This is a genomic window from Agromyces sp. Y182 (assembly GCF_059445385.1).
Map to the genome: position 1 here is coordinate 101,865 of NZ_JCAIUF010000001.1, position 15,361 is coordinate 117,225.

Genomic DNA, 15,361 nt, shown 5'->3' on the forward strand with positions numbered 1-15,361 from the left:
GGCTGGGCTCAGTCCGGCTGCGCTCAGTCCGGCTGCTCAGTCCGTCGGGGCATCCCCGAGGTGCTCGAGCCCGCTGAGGTCGAGTTCGACCTTGTAGGGGCGCGAGTCCCCGGTCACGAGTGCCGGAACGCGCACGTACCGACCGCGCATCCGCAGGTCGTCGAGCACGTCTCGCCACCGCTCGTCGGCTGCCCCATCGAGGAACCCGGCGTGGCGGGGCCGGTCGTCCCCGACGAGTTGCACCCCGATGCGGTACCGGCGCGAGAGCCAGCGGCTCGCGCGCGGCACGAGCACGGCGTGCTGCTCCGGACCGCCGTGCAGGCGCGCCAACTCGATCGCCGGCTGATGGCGATGCGTGTCGGCGACCGGTGAGACGGCACGCACCTCACGCTCCACCCGCGGCGCGTCGACGAGCTCGATACCGTCGAGGGTCGTGAGGTCTCCCCACTGGTCGGGGTTCGTCCGCCTGGACCCGCGCACGAGGCCGGCGACCAGCCACGCGACCGCTGCCACGATCAGCAGCACGAAGGGCCAGAACAGCCACGGCGCGGCATCCGGTCGCACGATGCCGGTTGCGAGGAGCAGCACGAGCACGACGAGATACGGGAGCGGTTCCCAAGCGAGCAACGGCTTCGAACGGGGCGCAGGCATGAGAATCAGGCTATCGCGCCGGATGCCGCGGCGCCCGCCCTCAACGAAGCGAGCAACGGCTTCGAACGGGGCGCAGGCATGAGAATCAGGCTATCGCGCCGGATGCCGCGGCGTCCGCCCTCAACGAAGCGAGCAACGGCTTCGAACGGGGCGCAGGCATGAGAATCAGGGCCATCGCGCCGGATGCCGCGGCGCCCGCCCTCAACGAAGCGAGCAACGGCTTCGAACGGGGCGCAGGCATGAGAATCAGGCTATCGCGCCGGATGCCGCGGCGTCCGCGCCTGCGCCAGCGCCCACGGATGCCCCGGTGCCGCGTTCAGCGCAGGCTCGGCATGAGCTGCGCCACGTCGTCGAGCACCGACTCGTCGCCGGCGTAGAGGCCGTGCTCCCGCGGCCAGTGTGCCACGACGTCGGTGAATCCGAGTTCGGCCGTCCGTTTCACGGCGTCTTCGAATGCGGCGACGCTCGACAGGCTGTACAGCGACTCCGAGTCGAGTGAGAGAGTGCGGTCGAGGCTCGAGACCTCGCGCCCCGCGTTCGCGCAGGCTTCATCGAGACGTGAACTCAGCTCGGCCAGGCGCCGCCACCAGGCCTCGGTGTCGTCGACGGAGCCGCCGGTCGTCACCCAGCCGTCGCCGAGCCGCGCCGCGAACTCCAGGCTTTTCGGGCCCTCGGCAGCCACGTGCAGCGGCATGCGCGGATGCTGCGCCGGCTCGCCGACCATACGGGCGCCCGAAGCCGTGAACCACTCGCCCTCGAAGGAGATGCCGCCCGACCCCGGCCGCTCGAAGCGCAGCAGCACATCGAGTGCTTCGGTGAACTCGACGAACCGCTCGAAGCGCTGCCGCGGCGTGTACTCGGGCTGGCCCAGTACATACGCATCGAATCCGGTGCCGCCCGAGCCGACGCCGAGTAGCAGCCGGCCGCCCGAGATCTGGTCGAGCGTGGCGACATCCTTCGCGAACGGCACCGGGTGCCGGAAGTTGGGGCTCGCCACGAAGGTGCCGAGCCGGATGCGATCGGTGACCATCGCCGCCGCGGTGAGCGTCGGCACGGTCGCATGCCAGGGCTCCCCCGCGAGGCCTCGCCACGAGAGGTGGTCGTAGGTCCAGGCGTGATCGAAGCCGAGCTCTTCGGCGCCGCGCCAGTAGCGGGCGGCCTGGGGCCAGTCGTGCTGCGGAAGGATGACGATGCCGAAACGCATGACCCGAGTCTAGGCACGCCTCGGTGCCGGCCTGTGCCTCAGCCCGCGATCGGGCCCACTGCGGCGTCGAGCGCCTGCCGCAAGTCGTCGATCAGGTCGCCGGCATCCTCGAGCCCGATCGAGAAGCGCAAGTGTCCGAAGCGCTTGAAGCCGTCGGGGTAGAAAGCCACCCGCGGCCCGGTCGTTCCCACGTGCACGATGAGCGATTCGTCGTGTCCGAGCGAGACCGCGGAGGTCACGATCTTCAGCGCCGCGACGAACGCGTTCTGCACCTCGGGGCCGCCGTCGACGGCGAACGACATCACGCCGCCGAACGCCTCGCCGAACTGCGCGGTCGCGAGTTCGTGCTGCGGATGCCCCGACAGCCCCGGGTACGCGACGAACGCGATACGCGGGTCGGCGTCGAGCGCCTCGGCCACGCGCAGCGCGGTCGTGAACGTCTGGTGCAGGCGCAGCGGAAGCGTCACGGATCCGCGCATGATGAGCCACGCGTTGAACGGGCTGATGACCCCGCCGACGTCGACCATCGCATCGGCCTTCAGCTCGGCCACGAGGTCGCGGCGACCGATGACGGCCCCGCCCATCGCATCGCCGTGCCCGTTGATGTACTTCGTGAGCGAATGCACCGAGAGGTCGGCGCCGTGGTCGAGCGGGCGGAAGAACGGTGGCGGGGTGAATGTCGAGTCGACACTGAGCAGGGCATCGGCCTCGTGCGCGAGAGCCGCGACGCCCGCGACATCCGTCACCTTCGTCGTCGGGTTCGCGATCGCTTCGATGTGCACGAGCCGGGTGTTCGGTCGCACGGCGGCGCGCACCGCTGAGAGGTCGCTCGTATCGACGAAATCGGCGTGGATGCCGTACTTGTCGGGCAGCAGCTCGGTGAACAGCCGGAAGGTCGCCTCGTACGAGACATCCGACACGATGACGTGGTCGCCCGACTTCAGGAACGTGAAGAACACGGCGTGCAGCGCCGCGACGCCGCTCGCGAGCACGACCGCGTCGTCACCGTGCTCGAGGATCGCGAGTTTGCGCTGCAGTCCGATCTGGTTCGCGCCCGAGTTGCGCGTGTAGAGCGGCGCCTCGGTGCCCGACCAGCTCATCGTCGACGGATCGTCGGGCAAGGCGTAGGAGTTCGCCATCACGATCGGGGTGCGGATGGCCCCCGAACCGCCGTCGACGGCATTGCCGGCGTGCACCGCCTGGGTCGAGTCGGCGAGATGGGTCCAGTCCGCGCGTGTCATAGCTCGACGCTACGCCTGCCGAACCGAGTGTTACGGCGCCCGGCGCCGCCCGGCGCCCGCCCGGCGCCGCCTCGCGAGTCGGACTCGCGTCGGCTATGCCCGGCCCGTGTCGGCGGGAACCGGCACGAGGTCGATATCGAGAGCGATCGCAGCGGCATCGCGCGGCCGCTCGAACCGCACGAGCACGATGCCGCCGAGGATGAGCAGTCCGCCGAGCCCCTGCAGCGGGCCGACCGCTTCGCCGAGCACGAACCACGCGACGATCGCGGCGAAGATCACCTCGGAGAGGCCGAGGAACGACGAGAGCCGGGTGCCGAGCAGCCGGATCGCGCTGATGCCGGCGACGTAGGCGAATGCGGTCGAGACGACGCCGACCGTGAGCACCGGCGCCCACCACGGCGCGATCGCGCCGAGGTACGGCACGTCGACGAAGGTCGCCGTGTACGGCACGATGCCGATCGCCCCGACCGCGCCGAGCACGATGGCACCGACCACGAAGCCGCTCGCGGCGAGGGCGATCGGCGGCACCGAGGCATCCGCTCGCTCGCCCAGCACGTAGTAGACGCAGACGCCGACCATCGCGAGGCCCGCGAGCAGCAGGCCGACGACGTCGAGCCCGCCGCCGCCCGGCCCGACGACGAGCACGAGGCCGGCGATCGCGAGCACCGACCCTGCGATCACGACGAGCTGCGGCGCACGGCGCTGCCGCGCCCAGGCGAAGAGCACGAGCGCGACGGGCGCGAGGTACTCGATGAGCAGGGCCGTGCTCACGGGAATGAGCGCGATCGACGCGTAGAAGGCCACCTGGGTGCCGACGACGGCGATGAGCGAGTATGCGAGCACCGTCCAGCGGGCGCGCCACAGTGGCCGGAGGTCGAAGCGCAGGGCGATGAGGCCCGGAACGATGAGCACGAGCGCGGCGACGCTGATGCGCGCGAAGACCGCTGCGCCGGGCGACCAACCCGACTCGAGGAGCGGTTTCACCACCGCGCCGCCCGCGCCGAATGCGAGGCCGGCACCGAGGCCGAGAACGATGCCGAGCACACCCCGCGAACCGCGCATCATCGTCTCCTTCGCGTTCGGGCGTTGCGGCGCCGTCATGACCGAACGACGTTATGCTCGTGACTGTAGTACACACGAAAGTCAGGAGTCAAATGATTTTCACCGATGACACGACGGCCTCGCTCAACTTCGTCGCGGCGCTCGCCGACACGGTGCCCGAGGCATCCGAATCGGGCACCGACGAGCTCTCGACCCCACAAGAACTGGCCGCGATCCTCGACACCTGGTGGTACACGGGGCGACGCGACGGCGACACCGCCGAGGTCGCCGACGTCGCGGCGGCTCGCGACCGCCTGCGCGCGCTCTGGAGGCTCGACCGAGACGACGCGGTGACCGAGGTGAACGCGATCCTCGCGGAGGCGAACGCCCTGCCCCGACTCGTTCGGCACGACGACCTCGGCTGGCACATCCATGCGACGTCGCAAGACGCGCCGCTGACCGAACGCATCCTCGTCGAGGCCGCGATGGCGTTCGTCGACGTCATCCGTGCCGACGAGACGAACCGCCTGCGCGGCTGCGACGCCGACGACTGCGCCGGGGTCTTCGTCGACCTGTCGAAGAACGCGTCGCGACGCTTCTGCAGCACCCGGTGCGGCAACCGCATGGCGGCGCGGGCGCACCGCGCGCGCGTCGGCGAGTAGCCGCGACACGCGAAACGGGCCGCCACCCGGAGGTGACGACCCGTTCGAAGAAGTTCGCGGTATCAGCGAGAGCCGCAGAGACTACTCTGCTTAGCGGCGCAGACCGAGACGCTCGATGAGCTTGCGGTAGCGGTTGATGTCCACATCGGCGAGGTAGCCGAGCAGACGACGACGCTGACCGACGAGGAGGAGCAGGCCACGACGCGAGTGGTGGTCGTGCTTGTGCTCCTTCAGGTGCTCGGTGAGGTCTTTGATTCGCTTCGTGAGGAGCGCGATCTGAACCTCGGGGGATCCAGTGTCACCGGGGTGCGTCGCGTACTCTTCGATGATCGCCTTCTTGACATCAGCTTCAAGTGCCATAGATGGGATCCCCTCTCTCTTCGTTGCGCGCTGCCCGTGGCCGAATGCCTGGGCTCTCTTTGTGCGCGGCCGTCATGACGGCAACCTCAATACTCTACCAGAGCGGATGCCTCGTGGCCGCCCTGTGCGCATCGCCGCCCTCGTCCGAAATCTGATCCGAGCGCACGCATCGAGGTCAGCCGATCGCGATGACCGCTTTGCCGAGAACTTCCCCGGCGCGGAGCCGCTCGAGTTGACGCGGTACCTGTTCGAGCGGGTGCGGGCCGTCGAGGATCGCCCGCAGCTCGCCGGCGACGGCCAGCGCGGCGAGTTCGGGCAAGTCGCGGTTCGGGACCGCAGCAAGCAACCCGACATGGCCGGCGGCGGCATTCCGGCTGCCGCGCACGCTCGCGATGAGCACCTGCATGATGCGGCGAGGACTCCCGCCGATGGCGACGGCACGCCCGCCGTCGGCGAGCAGCTCGCGCGACCGCGAGGGCGGCAATGCGCCCACCACGTCGAGCACGAGATCGTAGGGCTCGGGTGACGTCGCCGCGCCCTCGATGCCCGCTCCGTCGATACCCGTACCGACGACGTCCGCACCGAGTTCGACGAGCGCGGCGAGCTTCCACGCCGCGCGCTCGACCGCCGTCACATGCGCCCCAGCGCGCGCCGCGAGCTGGATCGCGAACGTGCCGACTCCCCCGCCGGCGCCGACGATGAGCACGCGTCGCCCGCCCAGCGCGCCGTTCTGAGCGATCGCATCTGCGCCGCCGAGCGCCTGCCATGCCATGCTCGCGGCCTGCGGAAGTGCGGCCGCGGTGAGATCGTCGAGTCCGGGCGGCCTCGAAACGAGGGCCTCCTCAGGCGCAACCACGAACTCGGCGAAGCCGCCCCAGCCCGACGCCGAGAGCTCGCCGAAGACGGCATCGCCCACCCGATGCCGGCTCGTGCCGGGGCCGACGGCGACGACCGCGCCCGAGACATCCGAGCCGATCACCCGATGCCTCGGACGGAACGGCGCCGCGAGGCGCACGAGCGTTGCGCCGATGGCGAGGTCGACATCCCAGGAGTTGAGCGACACCGCGGCAACCCGCACCGCGACCTCGCCGGCCGCCGGCACTGGCTCCGGGACATCGGCGAGCCGCATGACGCGCTCGGGCGGGCCGTACCGGTCGAGCACGATCGCACGCATCGGCACGGCGTCCCCTCCCCTCGCACAACGAGTGCTCCGAGGATAGCGAGACCCGACTCTGCGCGGCGGATGCTTGCGCCCGGGCGCGAGGTGCGCAAAGCTGCCCGCATGCGGATTCTCCCCGTCGTCATCGGCGCGATCGTCGCCGTCATGGGCGTGATCTTCATGTTCCAGGGGTTCGGTGTGATCGGCGGCAGCCAGATGACGGGCTCAACCCTGTGGGCCATCCTCGGGCCGATCATCGCGCTCCTCGGCATCGGCCTCATCGTCTACGGGGTGCGCGGCCGCCGCAAAAGCTGACCGCGCGCGCACCGACGCACGCCGGGTGCTTGGCAGAACGGATGCCCCGGGGCAGACTGGCCCCATGGGGTTCGTCATCAAACGGGTCTACGACGCGGCCGAGGCATCCGACGGCTATCGGGTGCTGGTCGATCGGCTCTGGCCGCGCGGGGTGAGCAAAGAGCGCGCCGAGCTCGACCTGTGGGACAAGGAGGTCGCGCCCTCCCCCGAACTCCGCACCGAGTGGCACCACAACCGCGAACGGTTCGACGAGTTCGCCGAGCGCTACCGCGGCGAGCTCGACGAGAACGAGGCGGCGCAAGAGCTCATCGCCCTCGGCGGGGAGCACGAGCGGGTGACTCTGCTCTTCGGGGCGCGCGACGAGGAGGTCAACCACGCGACCGTGCTGTTGGAGTGGCTCGCCGAGCACGGGGCATCCGTCGAGAGTGACGCATCCTGAAATTCGAGGATTGATCAGCGCTTCCTGTCGATTCCGATGTCGGTGGGTGCTGGTTGAATGAAGACATGCCAGCCACCGCGATCGCACCGTCAGAGACGGCGTTGGCCTTCGAGCTTGCGGCGATCTCGGCGTTCGACGGCATGATCCGGCAGATCCAGGCCGACCAGTTCCGGCGCATCGGGCGCGCTCGTGAACTCGCTGCAGAGGTCGAGGGCGTGACCGCGGCGACCAGCGCGTCGCAGCGCGACCTCGCCGAACGCTCGTTCGTCGCCGAGCTCGCGACGACGCTCGGTCAGCACGAGGCATCCGCAGCCCGACTGGTCGACGAGGCCGACCGGCTGACCGGCCCGCGCTGGGCGACCCTCGCTGCGCTCGAGCACGGCGACCTCGGCCTGACGCAGGTGCGATCAGTACTCGAGCTCACCCGGGCACTGCCGCCTGAAGTCGCCGACGCGGTCGAACAGGTGGCCCTCGATGCTGCTACCGCTGCGGCGGCCGACGGCACGGTCTCGACGAACGCCGATGTGCGTCGACGCATGCGCAGGGCGGCCGAGCGCTTGCACCCCGAGGCGTTGGCCGCACGGCAGGTGCGTGCCGTCGACGAACGGCGGGTGTACGTCGACCCGGCGCCAGATGGCATGGCGTGGCTGAGCGTGCTCCTCGAAGCCGAGCGGGCGCTCGCGATCAAGCACCGGCTCGACGCGCTCGCGGCGCGCGACGCATCCGGCGATGTTCGCACGACCCGCTCCTGCACCGCCGACGTGCGAACGACGGCACAGCGCGCCGCCGACCTCGCGGCCGATCTCCTGCTCGGCGGCACGCTGGCCGAGGACGAGCGCACCCGGTCCGGCGCAGCTGCGACCGGCGGCGTGCAGCCGCGCATCAACGTCACGGTGCCGGTGCTGACGCTGCTCGGGCTCTCCGACGAGCCGGCCGACCTCGAGGGCTACGGCCCCATCGACGCCGATACTGCTCGACGGCTCGCAGCGCACGCGCCCTCGATGCGGCGCATCCTCGTGCACCCCGAGACCGGCGCGGTGCTCAGCTACGGCCGCGAACACTACCGGGCGCCCGCCGACCTCGACGGCTTCGTGCGTTCGCGTGATGGCGGCTGCCGGTTCCCGGGCTGCTCACGCCGCGCCGACCTCACCGACCTCGACCACACTCGTGCGTGGGCGCACGGCGGCAAGACCGAGGCGTCGAACCTCGCGGCGCTGTGTCGCCACCATCACCGCTTGAAGCATGAGAGCGAATGGCGCGTCGTGCACGAACCCGGCGGGGTCCTGCGCTGGACCTCGCCGGCCGGGCACCTCTTGCGCACGCAGCCCGAACGGCCGTTCATGTCGGTCAGGGCGGGCGAGGGGGTCGCACCGCCCGATCCACCGCCAGACCTTCCTCGACCACCGGACGCCGCACCGCAGCAGAGCGCCGATCCGCACGAGAGCATCGATCCGCAGCCGAGCTGTGATGAGGAGTTCGCAGCACTGCTGCTTCGATACGAAACCGAAGCGCCGTTCTGATCGCGTGTCACCGACGTTCGCGTGTCGCGCTGCCCCATACGGTCGCGCGCCGAGACCGAGCGAGCAGGAAGCTGGTCGGGCTCGCTCCGCAACGGCGCCGGCGCCGGCAGAAGAAGATCACCGGGCTCGCTCCGCAACGGCGCCGGAGCAAGATCACCAGGCTCACGGCGCTACCGCGAAAGCAGGAAGATCGCGGGCCACCCCGTGTGCGCGTAGACGATGACGGCGAACACCACGGCGTCGAAGAGCATGTGCACGACGAAGACGTACGTGAGCGACTTCGTGAGCTTGAACGTGTAGCCCTGGATCAACGCGAACGGGATGGTGAGCAGCGGCCCCCACGATTGGTAGCCGAGCTCCCACAGGAACGACACGAACACGATCGATTGCAGCAGGTTCGCCTGCCACGCCGGGAAGTGCCGGAGCAGCAGCACGAACACCGTGCAGACGAAGAACAGCTCGTCCCACGTGCCGACGGCGCCGACGCCGACGAACAGGCGCGCGATCGTGTCGGGCTCGGTCACCGTGGGCCAGTTCTGGTAGACGCCCGAGGTGATGAAGTAGAACGGCAGGATCAGCCAGCCGGCGAGCGTGACGAAGATCAGGTACAGCCACTGGGTGCGATTCCAGCGGTTGCCGGTTCGCCACGGGAATCGGATGACGCGTTCGCGGTACACGAATCGCGAGACGAGGTAGGGCACGAGCACGGCGAGCCCGAGCACGACCGCGAACCGCACCATGCCCTCATTGCTGAGGTCGGCCTTGAGCGAGACGGTCGAGATGATGACCTGTCCGACGGCGATGAGCGCGAGATCGGCGAGCAACCGCTCGGTGCGGCCCGAACGGTCGCAGAGCCACGCGGCGACGAGACCCGCTGCGAGCATCGCGTAGCCCGCGATCGGCACCATGAAGCCGAACAGCAGCACCGCCGCCCCGCACACGAGGAGGGCGGGCACCAAGGCGATCGGATGCGTTCGGACGGCTGCCTGAGCGCCGAGCGCCGGGCTGCGGGAGTCGGGCGTCTGGTCGTCGTCGGTACGCGGCATGCGTTGCCCGTTCTCAGTCGTCGTCGCCGAGGTCGCCGCGACGCGATGCCCGGGCCCAGCGGGAGAGGAACATGGCGCCCGCCTCGTCGTGGATGAGGTCGCCCGCGGTGAGCACCGGATACGGCGTCGCCGGAATGCCCTCGGCCGGGCGCACGTCGACGTGGCGCACGCGCTCGCCACGCTCGTGCAGCCAGTCGGCCATGCGGTAGTCGCCGCGCGAGTCGCCCATCGTGCGCCAGTGCTGCGGGCGGATGCCGCGTTCGGCGAGCAGCTCGATGGCCCGCGCAGCCCCGAGGTCCTTGCCGAGTCGCACCGACTCGACGTCGGTCGAGATGATCGTCGGGTCGATGCGCCAGTGCACGCGCCCTGCGGCATCCGGTCGCTCGTCGCCGTCCCGCACCGTGCCGAAGCCTCGATCGGCGAGCGCGGCGCCGACGTGCGCGTCGAAGCGCGGCTGGGCCGCGAGGTAGTCATCGGATGCCACGTGCACGTGCTGCTCGACCGAGACCATGGCGCGCTTGGTGTCATCGAAGAACGCGAACTCGTCGAAGTGCTCCTCGACGTAGGCGCGCATGTCGGCGGCGAAGTCGGCGGGCATCGCGAGGTCGAGGTCGACGAAGATCTCGCCGAGCCCGTCACCGTCGATCGCGGCCCAGACCGCGCCCTTCTCGCAGATCGCCCAGACGGGCGCTCCCGGTTCGAGCCCCGCGACCAGGAGCGGCGGCACGACCTGCTCGGCGATGAACGCGTCGGAGCGACCCGTGTTGAAGATCACGGGGTTGCCGGCGTTCGCGAGTGCCGCGAGATCGCGAGCGATCGACGGGATCGCGATCGAGCGGGTCACGGGACTCGCGATGGGGCCGTCGACGTCGAGCAGGAGGCCGAGGAGCGGGGCGGAGGTCACACGTCCACCCTACGGGCGCGGCGTCTCGCCGGGGTCGGCCGTGTCGCCGCCGGGCAGGTGCGAGCGACTCAGGGCGCGGCGCCGGGCCGATGTCGTCGGCAGGTGCAAACATCGAGCCATGCAGCAGATCGTGCCTCCTTACCTGCTCGACCGAATCGCCCAGGCCGCCGGCCCGCGGTATCCGCTCGCGGCCGAGGCCGCGAGGCGCGCGCTGTTGCGCGAACCTCCGGTACGGCTCGGCATCGAGCCCCTGCCCGACCTTCCGAGTGCGCTGCCCGATGCGCCGTCGACGCCAGACCGTCGCATCTCCGACGCCGAAGGCCACGAGGTGCTGCCCGGTCGGCTCGTGCGCCGCGAGGGCGAGCGCGCCACCGGCGACGAGGCCGTCGATGACGCCTACGACGGGCTCGGCGATACGCACCGCATGTTCGACCGCGTCTTCGGGCGCGACTCGATCGACGGTGTCGGAATGCCCCTCGAGGCGACCGTGCACTTCGGCGACCGCTACGACAACGCCTTCTGGGACGGCGAGCGCATGGTGTTCGGCGACGGCGACGGCGAGATCTTCCGCGGATTCACCGATTCGCTGAGCGTGATCGGCCACGAGCTCGCCCACGGGGTCACCGAGCACACGGCGAAACTGCGCTATCAAGGGCAGTCGGGGGCACTCAACGAGCACGTCTCCGACGCGTTCGGCGCGCTCGTCGAGCAGTACGCGCTCGGTCAAGACGCCGAAGCCGCGAGCTGGTTGATCGGCGAGGGCATCTTCACCGACGAGGTGCAGGGGCGGGCGCTGCGGTCGATGCTCGAACCTGGCACGGCGTACGACGACGATGTGCTGGGGCGCGACCCGCAGCCGGCGCACATGCGGGACTTCATCGAGACGTCAGACGACAACGGCGGCGTGCACTTGAACTCGGGCATCCCGAACCGAGCGTTCGCGCTCGCTGCGCTCGAGCTCGGCGGCTTCGCCTGGGAGCACGTCGGGCGCATCTGGTACGACGCGCTCACCTCGGGCCGACTGCCCGTCGATGCCGACTTCGCCACGTTCGCGGCCGAGACGGTGCGGTCGGCACGTGATCGGTACGGGCGCGACAGCGCCGAAGAGCGTGCGGTCGCCGGCGGCTGGTCGGCCGTCGGCATCGAGGTGCCCCAGGGGTAGCCCGCACGAACGCGGGAGTACGATCGGCCCATGGACGTCATCGTGTCTCGCAGCGGTGGCCTCGCCGGGTTGAGGCTCACCTGGGAAGTCCGTGTCGACGAGCAGCCCGACCCCGACGAGTGGTACATCCTCATCGACGAGATCCCATGGGGCGACCCGCCCCCGCTGCCGCCCGAGCCCGACCGGTTCGTGTACCGTATCCGCTGCCCACCGCACGAGGCGACGCTCGCCGAGCGTCAGCTCACGGGGCCGTGGCGTCAGCTCGTCGACCGGGTGCAGGAGACGACGGATCCGCAGCGGCGCGGTCCGCGCGAATCACCGCCACCACGCCCCACCCGATGAGGCCCTGGGCGGCGAGGTAGGTCGACATGACGACGAGGTCATGCGCGGCGAACCCGTACCCGGGCAGGAACCTCCCAATCGCGAGCACCGAATCCGAGACGACGAAGAACGCGCCGCCGAGGGCGATCCACTTCCCGTGCATCGACGCGCAGGTCGCCATCATGCCGATGGCCGCCGCGTACAGCACGATCGGCGCGGCGAGTATGCCGGCATGCGGCAGCAGCAGGCCGAGCATGACGATCATCCACACCCAGTACACGTACGACCAGACCGGCGGGTGACGACGGGCGCGGGGCATCCGCAGGAAGAGCACGATGTAGACCACGTGTGCGAACAGGAACGAAGCAAGCCCGGCCACGAACCAGCCGTCGCCCGGGAAGGAGAGCAGCACATCGCCGCCCCAGGAGAACGCGATGCCGGCCAGCAGCATCGGCACGGCGCCTCGAATCGGGCGCACGAGGAGCACCACCGCCAAGGCGAGCAACGGCATCAGCAGCGCCTTGGTCGCCGTCACACTCCACGCCGGGCCGAGGTACAGCAGCAGGAGGTGAGCCGCCGAGAACACCAGATACGGCACGAACGCGATGAGGGGCGATCGGAATCGGTTCACAAGTCGTTCTCTTTCGATGCGGCCACTGATCTTCGATGCGGGTCACTGATCTTCGATGCGGGCCACTGATCGGCCGCACGCCAGACTACCGAAGTGCAGCTTCCGGCGATCGACACCGTCTCCCTCACCCGTCCGATATCGAGCGCGGATCTCGCGGCGCAACGGAAGCGGGATCTCGCGGCGAGCCGGATGCCGCACCAAGGCTGCCGGGCCATCTCTTCGAGCAGCTCCGCGGAAAACCGCGCAAATTCGCGGTTCTCGACGAGATCGGGCCGCATGGTCGAGATCGGCAACCTGCTCTACGTGCAGACGAGGGCCGGCACGTCGGTGAGGATCTCGATCGGACCCGGCGGTTCGACGACCACCTCTGCCGACCCCGCGTCGTATTGGAGGTACGTCGCCGTACGCCTCGACGCTCCGCTGCCGCACATGGTGCTCGAACCTCAGGGGCGAACGACGGAGGGACGCGCGTTCCCCGTCGACTTCGACGGAGATCAGCACCTCTCACTCGAGGGCGACTTCGACGGGCACTTCCACCTGTTCGTGCCGAAGGAGTACGAGCGCGATGCGCTTGACATCTTCACCCCCGACCTCATGGCGGCGATGATCGACGAAGCTCCCGGAATGCACATCGAGATCGTCGACGACTGGGTGATCTTCAGCCGCAACGGCCGGGCCGACTTCGCGGCACCGTCGACGTGGGCGGCGATCGATCAGATCGCGAACCGCGCGGCATCCAGATCGTCAAACGTGGTGGCCGTTATCGCGACGAGCGCGTGGTCAACGGAAGGTCGACGGCCGGCAGGAACGCGGCGGCGCGCACCGTGGCCCCTGCCGGCCGTCGACTTGAAAGCTGAGCGGTCAGCTGACGCCGAGCAGGTCGATCACGAAGATGAGCGTCTTGCCGGAGAGCTGGTGGCCGCCGCCTGCCGGGCCATAGGCCTGCTGCGGGGGCACGGTGAGCTTGCGCCGCCCGCCGACCTTCATGCCCGGGATGCCCGCTTGCCAGCCGCTGATGAGCGAGCTGAGGGGGAAGTTGATCGACTGGCCACGACCCCACGAGGAGTCGAACTCCTCGCCGCTGTCGTACTCGACGCCGAGGTAGTGCACGTCGACCGTCGAGCCGGGCTGCGCCTCGGCGCCGTCGCCCACGACGATGTCTTCGATCACCAGGTCGACGGGAGCCGGACCCTCGGGGGCGTCGATCTCAGGCTTGCTGTTCGTATCGGTCATGCATCAACCCAAACAGGTTCGCGGCTTCGTCGCAATCGCGGACAACCGTCCACTCCCCTCTTGCGCTGACTGCGAACACGTTGCATTCTGGAATTCGAGGACTCGTCGCTTGGTAGAGATGTCGGCAATGCCACACCACAGGGCGGCGAGTTTCTTCGTGCGGGCGAGGTGGATTCGTGCGGGCGAGGTTGAGCAGTTGGAGCACGCCGGCTGGCGATCACTCCGAGGAGCCGGCTCCGCCCGGAGTCCGGAGCCCGGGAGCCCGGACCCGAGACTCGAGACCCGCGACCTGAGACCCGTGAGCAGAGAGCCTCAGCTCACGAGGATGCGGCGCTCCTCGACGACGGCCGCGAGCAGCGCCCGCTCGTCGACCAGTGTGCGCTCGTTCGCGAGCCCGGTCGCGATGCGCTGCCGAGTGAAGGCCAGGTGCGTGGCATCCGTGATCAGCTGCTTCATCACACCGATGCGCGGCGGCATCTGCGACTTCGCCCAAGCTTTCGCCTGGCGCCTGCCCGGGGGCGTTGCGAGCATCTCGACCTCGGCAGGGCTGAACCAGCCGGCGGCACCGTACTCGGCGAGCCGATGTCTGGTGACTCGCACCTCTTGCCTGCGAAGGAAGAACGTGAGCAGCACGGCGGCGATGAAGATCGGCACCTGCACTGTGAAGTAGAGCCCGATGGCGTCGTCGGCGAAGGCGAGCGAACCGTTCCAGAGGGCGTGCAGCAGCACCGCTCCGAGGAGGCCGAGCAGGAACCAGCCGATCACGCCCGCTCCCCCGCCCCGACGCGCGCCGATGCCGATCGCAAGGCCGGTGCACACCGTGAAGAGCACGTGCGCGAACGGCGAGAAGAGCCCGCGCACGACGAATGTCGCACCGAGGGTCTGCGCGCCTCCCTCGGCGAGTGCGGCGCCGAAGTACAGCACGTTCTCGGTGAACGCGAAACCCGCCGCGACCGTGGCCGCATAGACGAGCCCGTCGACCGGCCCGTCGAAGTGCGAGCGCGAGAACGCGAAGATGAGGAGCACCCCGATGCCCTTGGCGAGCTCTTCGACGATTGGCGCCTGCACGACGGCCTGCAGCGCTTCGTCGCGCGCGCCACCCGGTTCGGCGAACGCGAGCGCGAGCTGCACCCCGAGGTCGACGAGCAGCGCGATCGCGACCGACACCGCGGCGCCCCACAGGAACGCGAACCAGAGCGCCCAACGCGGTTCGGGCTCCCAGCGGTCGACCCAGCGCACGGCGAGCAGCACGAGCGCGAGCGGCACGAGCGCGAGGAGCGAGCCGATGGCGAGCGTGGGCAGGCCGAATCCGATCGCGATGTAGGCGAGGACGAGCAGCCCGACGATACCGCCGATGATGATGCCGACGATCGCGAAGACCAGTCCGCCGCTTCTCGCCTTCGGCGGTGCCGTCCAGATCGGCGGTGCGGGCGACGGGTTCTGGGCTGGGTCGGGGGCCGCTGAGGTCACCC

General features: G+C 69.8%; 20 protein-coding genes. 6 read left to right on the forward strand and 14 right to left on the reverse strand.

Features of this window, described 5'->3' with window-relative positions; translation table 11 throughout:
- Positions 1 to 36: 36 nt before the first annotated feature.
- From AC1C2R_RS00495 to AC1C2R_RS00515, 5 genes are all read right to left on the reverse strand, one after another.
- Positions 37 to 651 (reverse strand): hypothetical protein, encoded by a 615-nt coding sequence (locus tag AC1C2R_RS00495; RefSeq protein WP_495350579.1) that lies wholly within the window; start codon positions 649 to 651, stop codon positions 37 to 39.
- Positions 652 to 736: 85 nt separating this feature from the next.
- The gene (locus AC1C2R_RS00500) at positions 737 to 892 is read right to left on the reverse strand and encodes a hypothetical protein (RefSeq protein WP_495378576.1); all 156 of its coding nucleotides are present in this window, start codon (positions 890 to 892) and stop codon (positions 737 to 739) included.
- 75 nt (positions 893 to 967) lie between these two features.
- Positions 968 to 1,855, reverse strand: a complete 888-nt coding sequence (locus tag AC1C2R_RS00505; RefSeq protein WP_495378577.1) for an LLM class flavin-dependent oxidoreductase — start codon at positions 1,853 to 1,855, stop codon at positions 968 to 970.
- A gap of 38 nt (positions 1,856 to 1,893) precedes the next feature.
- Positions 1,894 to 3,096 (reverse strand): trans-sulfuration enzyme family protein, encoded by a 1,203-nt coding sequence (locus AC1C2R_RS00510; protein WP_495378578.1) that lies wholly within the window; start codon positions 3,094 to 3,096, stop codon positions 1,894 to 1,896.
- A gap of 93 nt (positions 3,097 to 3,189) precedes the next feature.
- Positions 3,190 to 4,158, reverse strand: coding sequence for an EamA family transporter (locus AC1C2R_RS00515; protein ID WP_495378579.1), 969 nt, complete (start codon positions 4,156 to 4,158; stop codon positions 3,190 to 3,192).
- A 92-nt stretch (positions 4,159 to 4,250) separates the two neighbouring features.
- On the opposite strand from AC1C2R_RS00515, the gene AC1C2R_RS00520 reads away from it, so the two are divergent.
- Complete coding sequence (locus tag AC1C2R_RS00520) at positions 4,251 to 4,799, forward strand: CGNR zinc finger domain-containing protein (protein ID WP_495350583.1); 549 nt, start codon at positions 4,251 to 4,253, stop codon at positions 4,797 to 4,799.
- Between the two features lie 90 nt (positions 4,800 to 4,889).
- Here AC1C2R_RS00520 and rpsO read toward each other — a convergent pair whose 3' ends face one another.
- Positions 4,890 to 5,159, reverse strand: a complete 270-nt coding sequence (rpsO, locus tag AC1C2R_RS00525) for a 30S ribosomal protein S15 (RefSeq protein ID WP_056658110.1) — start codon at positions 5,157 to 5,159, stop codon at positions 4,890 to 4,892.
- Positions 5,160 to 5,334: 175 nt separating this feature from the next.
- Positions 5,335 to 6,333 carry an NAD(P)-dependent alcohol dehydrogenase gene (locus AC1C2R_RS00530; RefSeq protein WP_495353167.1) on the reverse strand — a complete coding sequence of 333 codons (999 nt, stop codon included), beginning with the start codon at positions 6,331 to 6,333 and terminating at the stop codon, positions 5,335 to 5,337.
- A gap of 108 nt (positions 6,334 to 6,441) precedes the next feature.
- Between AC1C2R_RS00530 and AC1C2R_RS00535 the strand changes: the two genes are divergently transcribed.
- The 3 genes from AC1C2R_RS00535 to AC1C2R_RS00545 all read left to right on the forward strand — a co-directional run bounded on the left by AC1C2R_RS00535 (position 6,442) and on the right by AC1C2R_RS00545 (position 8,592).
- Positions 6,442 to 6,633, forward strand: a complete 192-nt coding sequence (locus AC1C2R_RS00535) for a hypothetical protein (RefSeq protein WP_495350584.1) — start codon at positions 6,442 to 6,444, stop codon at positions 6,631 to 6,633.
- 64 nt (positions 6,634 to 6,697) lie between these two features.
- On the forward strand, positions 6,698 to 7,072 hold the full coding sequence (locus tag AC1C2R_RS00540; RefSeq protein WP_495378580.1) for a DUF488 domain-containing protein: 375 nt from the start codon (positions 6,698 to 6,700) through the stop codon (positions 7,070 to 7,072).
- A gap of 65 nt (positions 7,073 to 7,137) precedes the next feature.
- Positions 7,138 to 8,592 (forward strand): HNH endonuclease signature motif containing protein, encoded by a 1,455-nt coding sequence (locus AC1C2R_RS00545; protein ID WP_495378581.1) that lies wholly within the window; start codon positions 7,138 to 7,140, stop codon positions 8,590 to 8,592.
- A gap of 170 nt (positions 8,593 to 8,762) precedes the next feature.
- Here the strand turns inward: AC1C2R_RS00545 and AC1C2R_RS00550 are convergent, their stop codons facing one another.
- Together AC1C2R_RS00550 and AC1C2R_RS00555 are read right to left on the reverse strand one after the other, a co-directional pair.
- A complete protein-coding gene (locus AC1C2R_RS00550; RefSeq protein WP_495378582.1) occupies positions 8,763 to 9,638 on the reverse strand; it encodes a CPBP family intramembrane glutamic endopeptidase in 876 nt (291 codons plus the stop codon).
- 13 nt (positions 9,639 to 9,651) lie between these two features.
- Positions 9,652 to 10,542: a hypothetical protein gene (locus AC1C2R_RS00555; protein WP_495378583.1), complete on the reverse strand. Its 891-nt coding sequence runs from the start codon at positions 10,540 to 10,542 to the stop codon at positions 9,652 to 9,654.
- 118 nt (positions 10,543 to 10,660) lie between these two features.
- Here AC1C2R_RS00555 and AC1C2R_RS00560 point away from each other — a divergent pair, with 118 nt between their 5' ends.
- Positions 10,661 to 11,704, forward strand: a complete 1,044-nt coding sequence (locus AC1C2R_RS00560) for a M4 family metallopeptidase (protein WP_495350590.1) — start codon at positions 10,661 to 10,663, stop codon at positions 11,702 to 11,704.
- Between the two features lie 30 nt (positions 11,705 to 11,734).
- Positions 11,735 to 12,046 (forward strand): protealysin inhibitor emfourin, encoded by a 312-nt coding sequence (locus AC1C2R_RS00565; RefSeq protein ID WP_495350591.1) that lies wholly within the window; start codon positions 11,735 to 11,737, stop codon positions 12,044 to 12,046.
- Here AC1C2R_RS00565 and AC1C2R_RS00570 read toward each other — a convergent pair.
- The 5 genes from AC1C2R_RS00570 to AC1C2R_RS00590 form a co-directional block, all read right to left on the reverse strand.
- Positions 11,946 to 12,656, reverse strand: coding sequence for a lysoplasmalogenase (locus tag AC1C2R_RS00570; protein WP_495378584.1), 711 nt, complete (start codon positions 12,654 to 12,656; stop codon positions 11,946 to 11,948). The two genes, AC1C2R_RS00565 and AC1C2R_RS00570, sit on opposite strands and share 101 nt — an antisense overlap.
- On the reverse strand, positions 12,653 to 12,949 hold the full coding sequence (locus AC1C2R_RS00575) for a hypothetical protein (RefSeq protein ID WP_495378585.1): 297 nt from the start codon (positions 12,947 to 12,949) through the stop codon (positions 12,653 to 12,655). The genes AC1C2R_RS00570 and AC1C2R_RS00575 overlap by 4 nt, the downstream gene beginning before the upstream one ends.
- A gap of 6 nt (positions 12,950 to 12,955) precedes the next feature.
- Positions 12,956 to 13,087, reverse strand: coding sequence for a hypothetical protein (locus AC1C2R_RS00580; protein ID WP_495378586.1), 132 nt, complete (start codon positions 13,085 to 13,087; stop codon positions 12,956 to 12,958).
- A gap of 430 nt (positions 13,088 to 13,517) precedes the next feature.
- Positions 13,518 to 13,889 carry an FKBP-type peptidyl-prolyl cis-trans isomerase gene (locus AC1C2R_RS00585; RefSeq protein WP_495350594.1) on the reverse strand — a complete coding sequence of 124 codons (372 nt, stop codon included), beginning with the start codon at positions 13,887 to 13,889 and terminating at the stop codon, positions 13,518 to 13,520.
- A 312-nt stretch (positions 13,890 to 14,201) separates the two neighbouring features.
- Positions 14,202 to 15,359 (reverse strand): PrsW family intramembrane metalloprotease, encoded by a 1,158-nt coding sequence (locus AC1C2R_RS00590; protein WP_495378587.1) that lies wholly within the window; start codon positions 15,357 to 15,359, stop codon positions 14,202 to 14,204.
- Between the last annotated feature and the right edge of the window lie 2 nt (positions 15,360 to 15,361).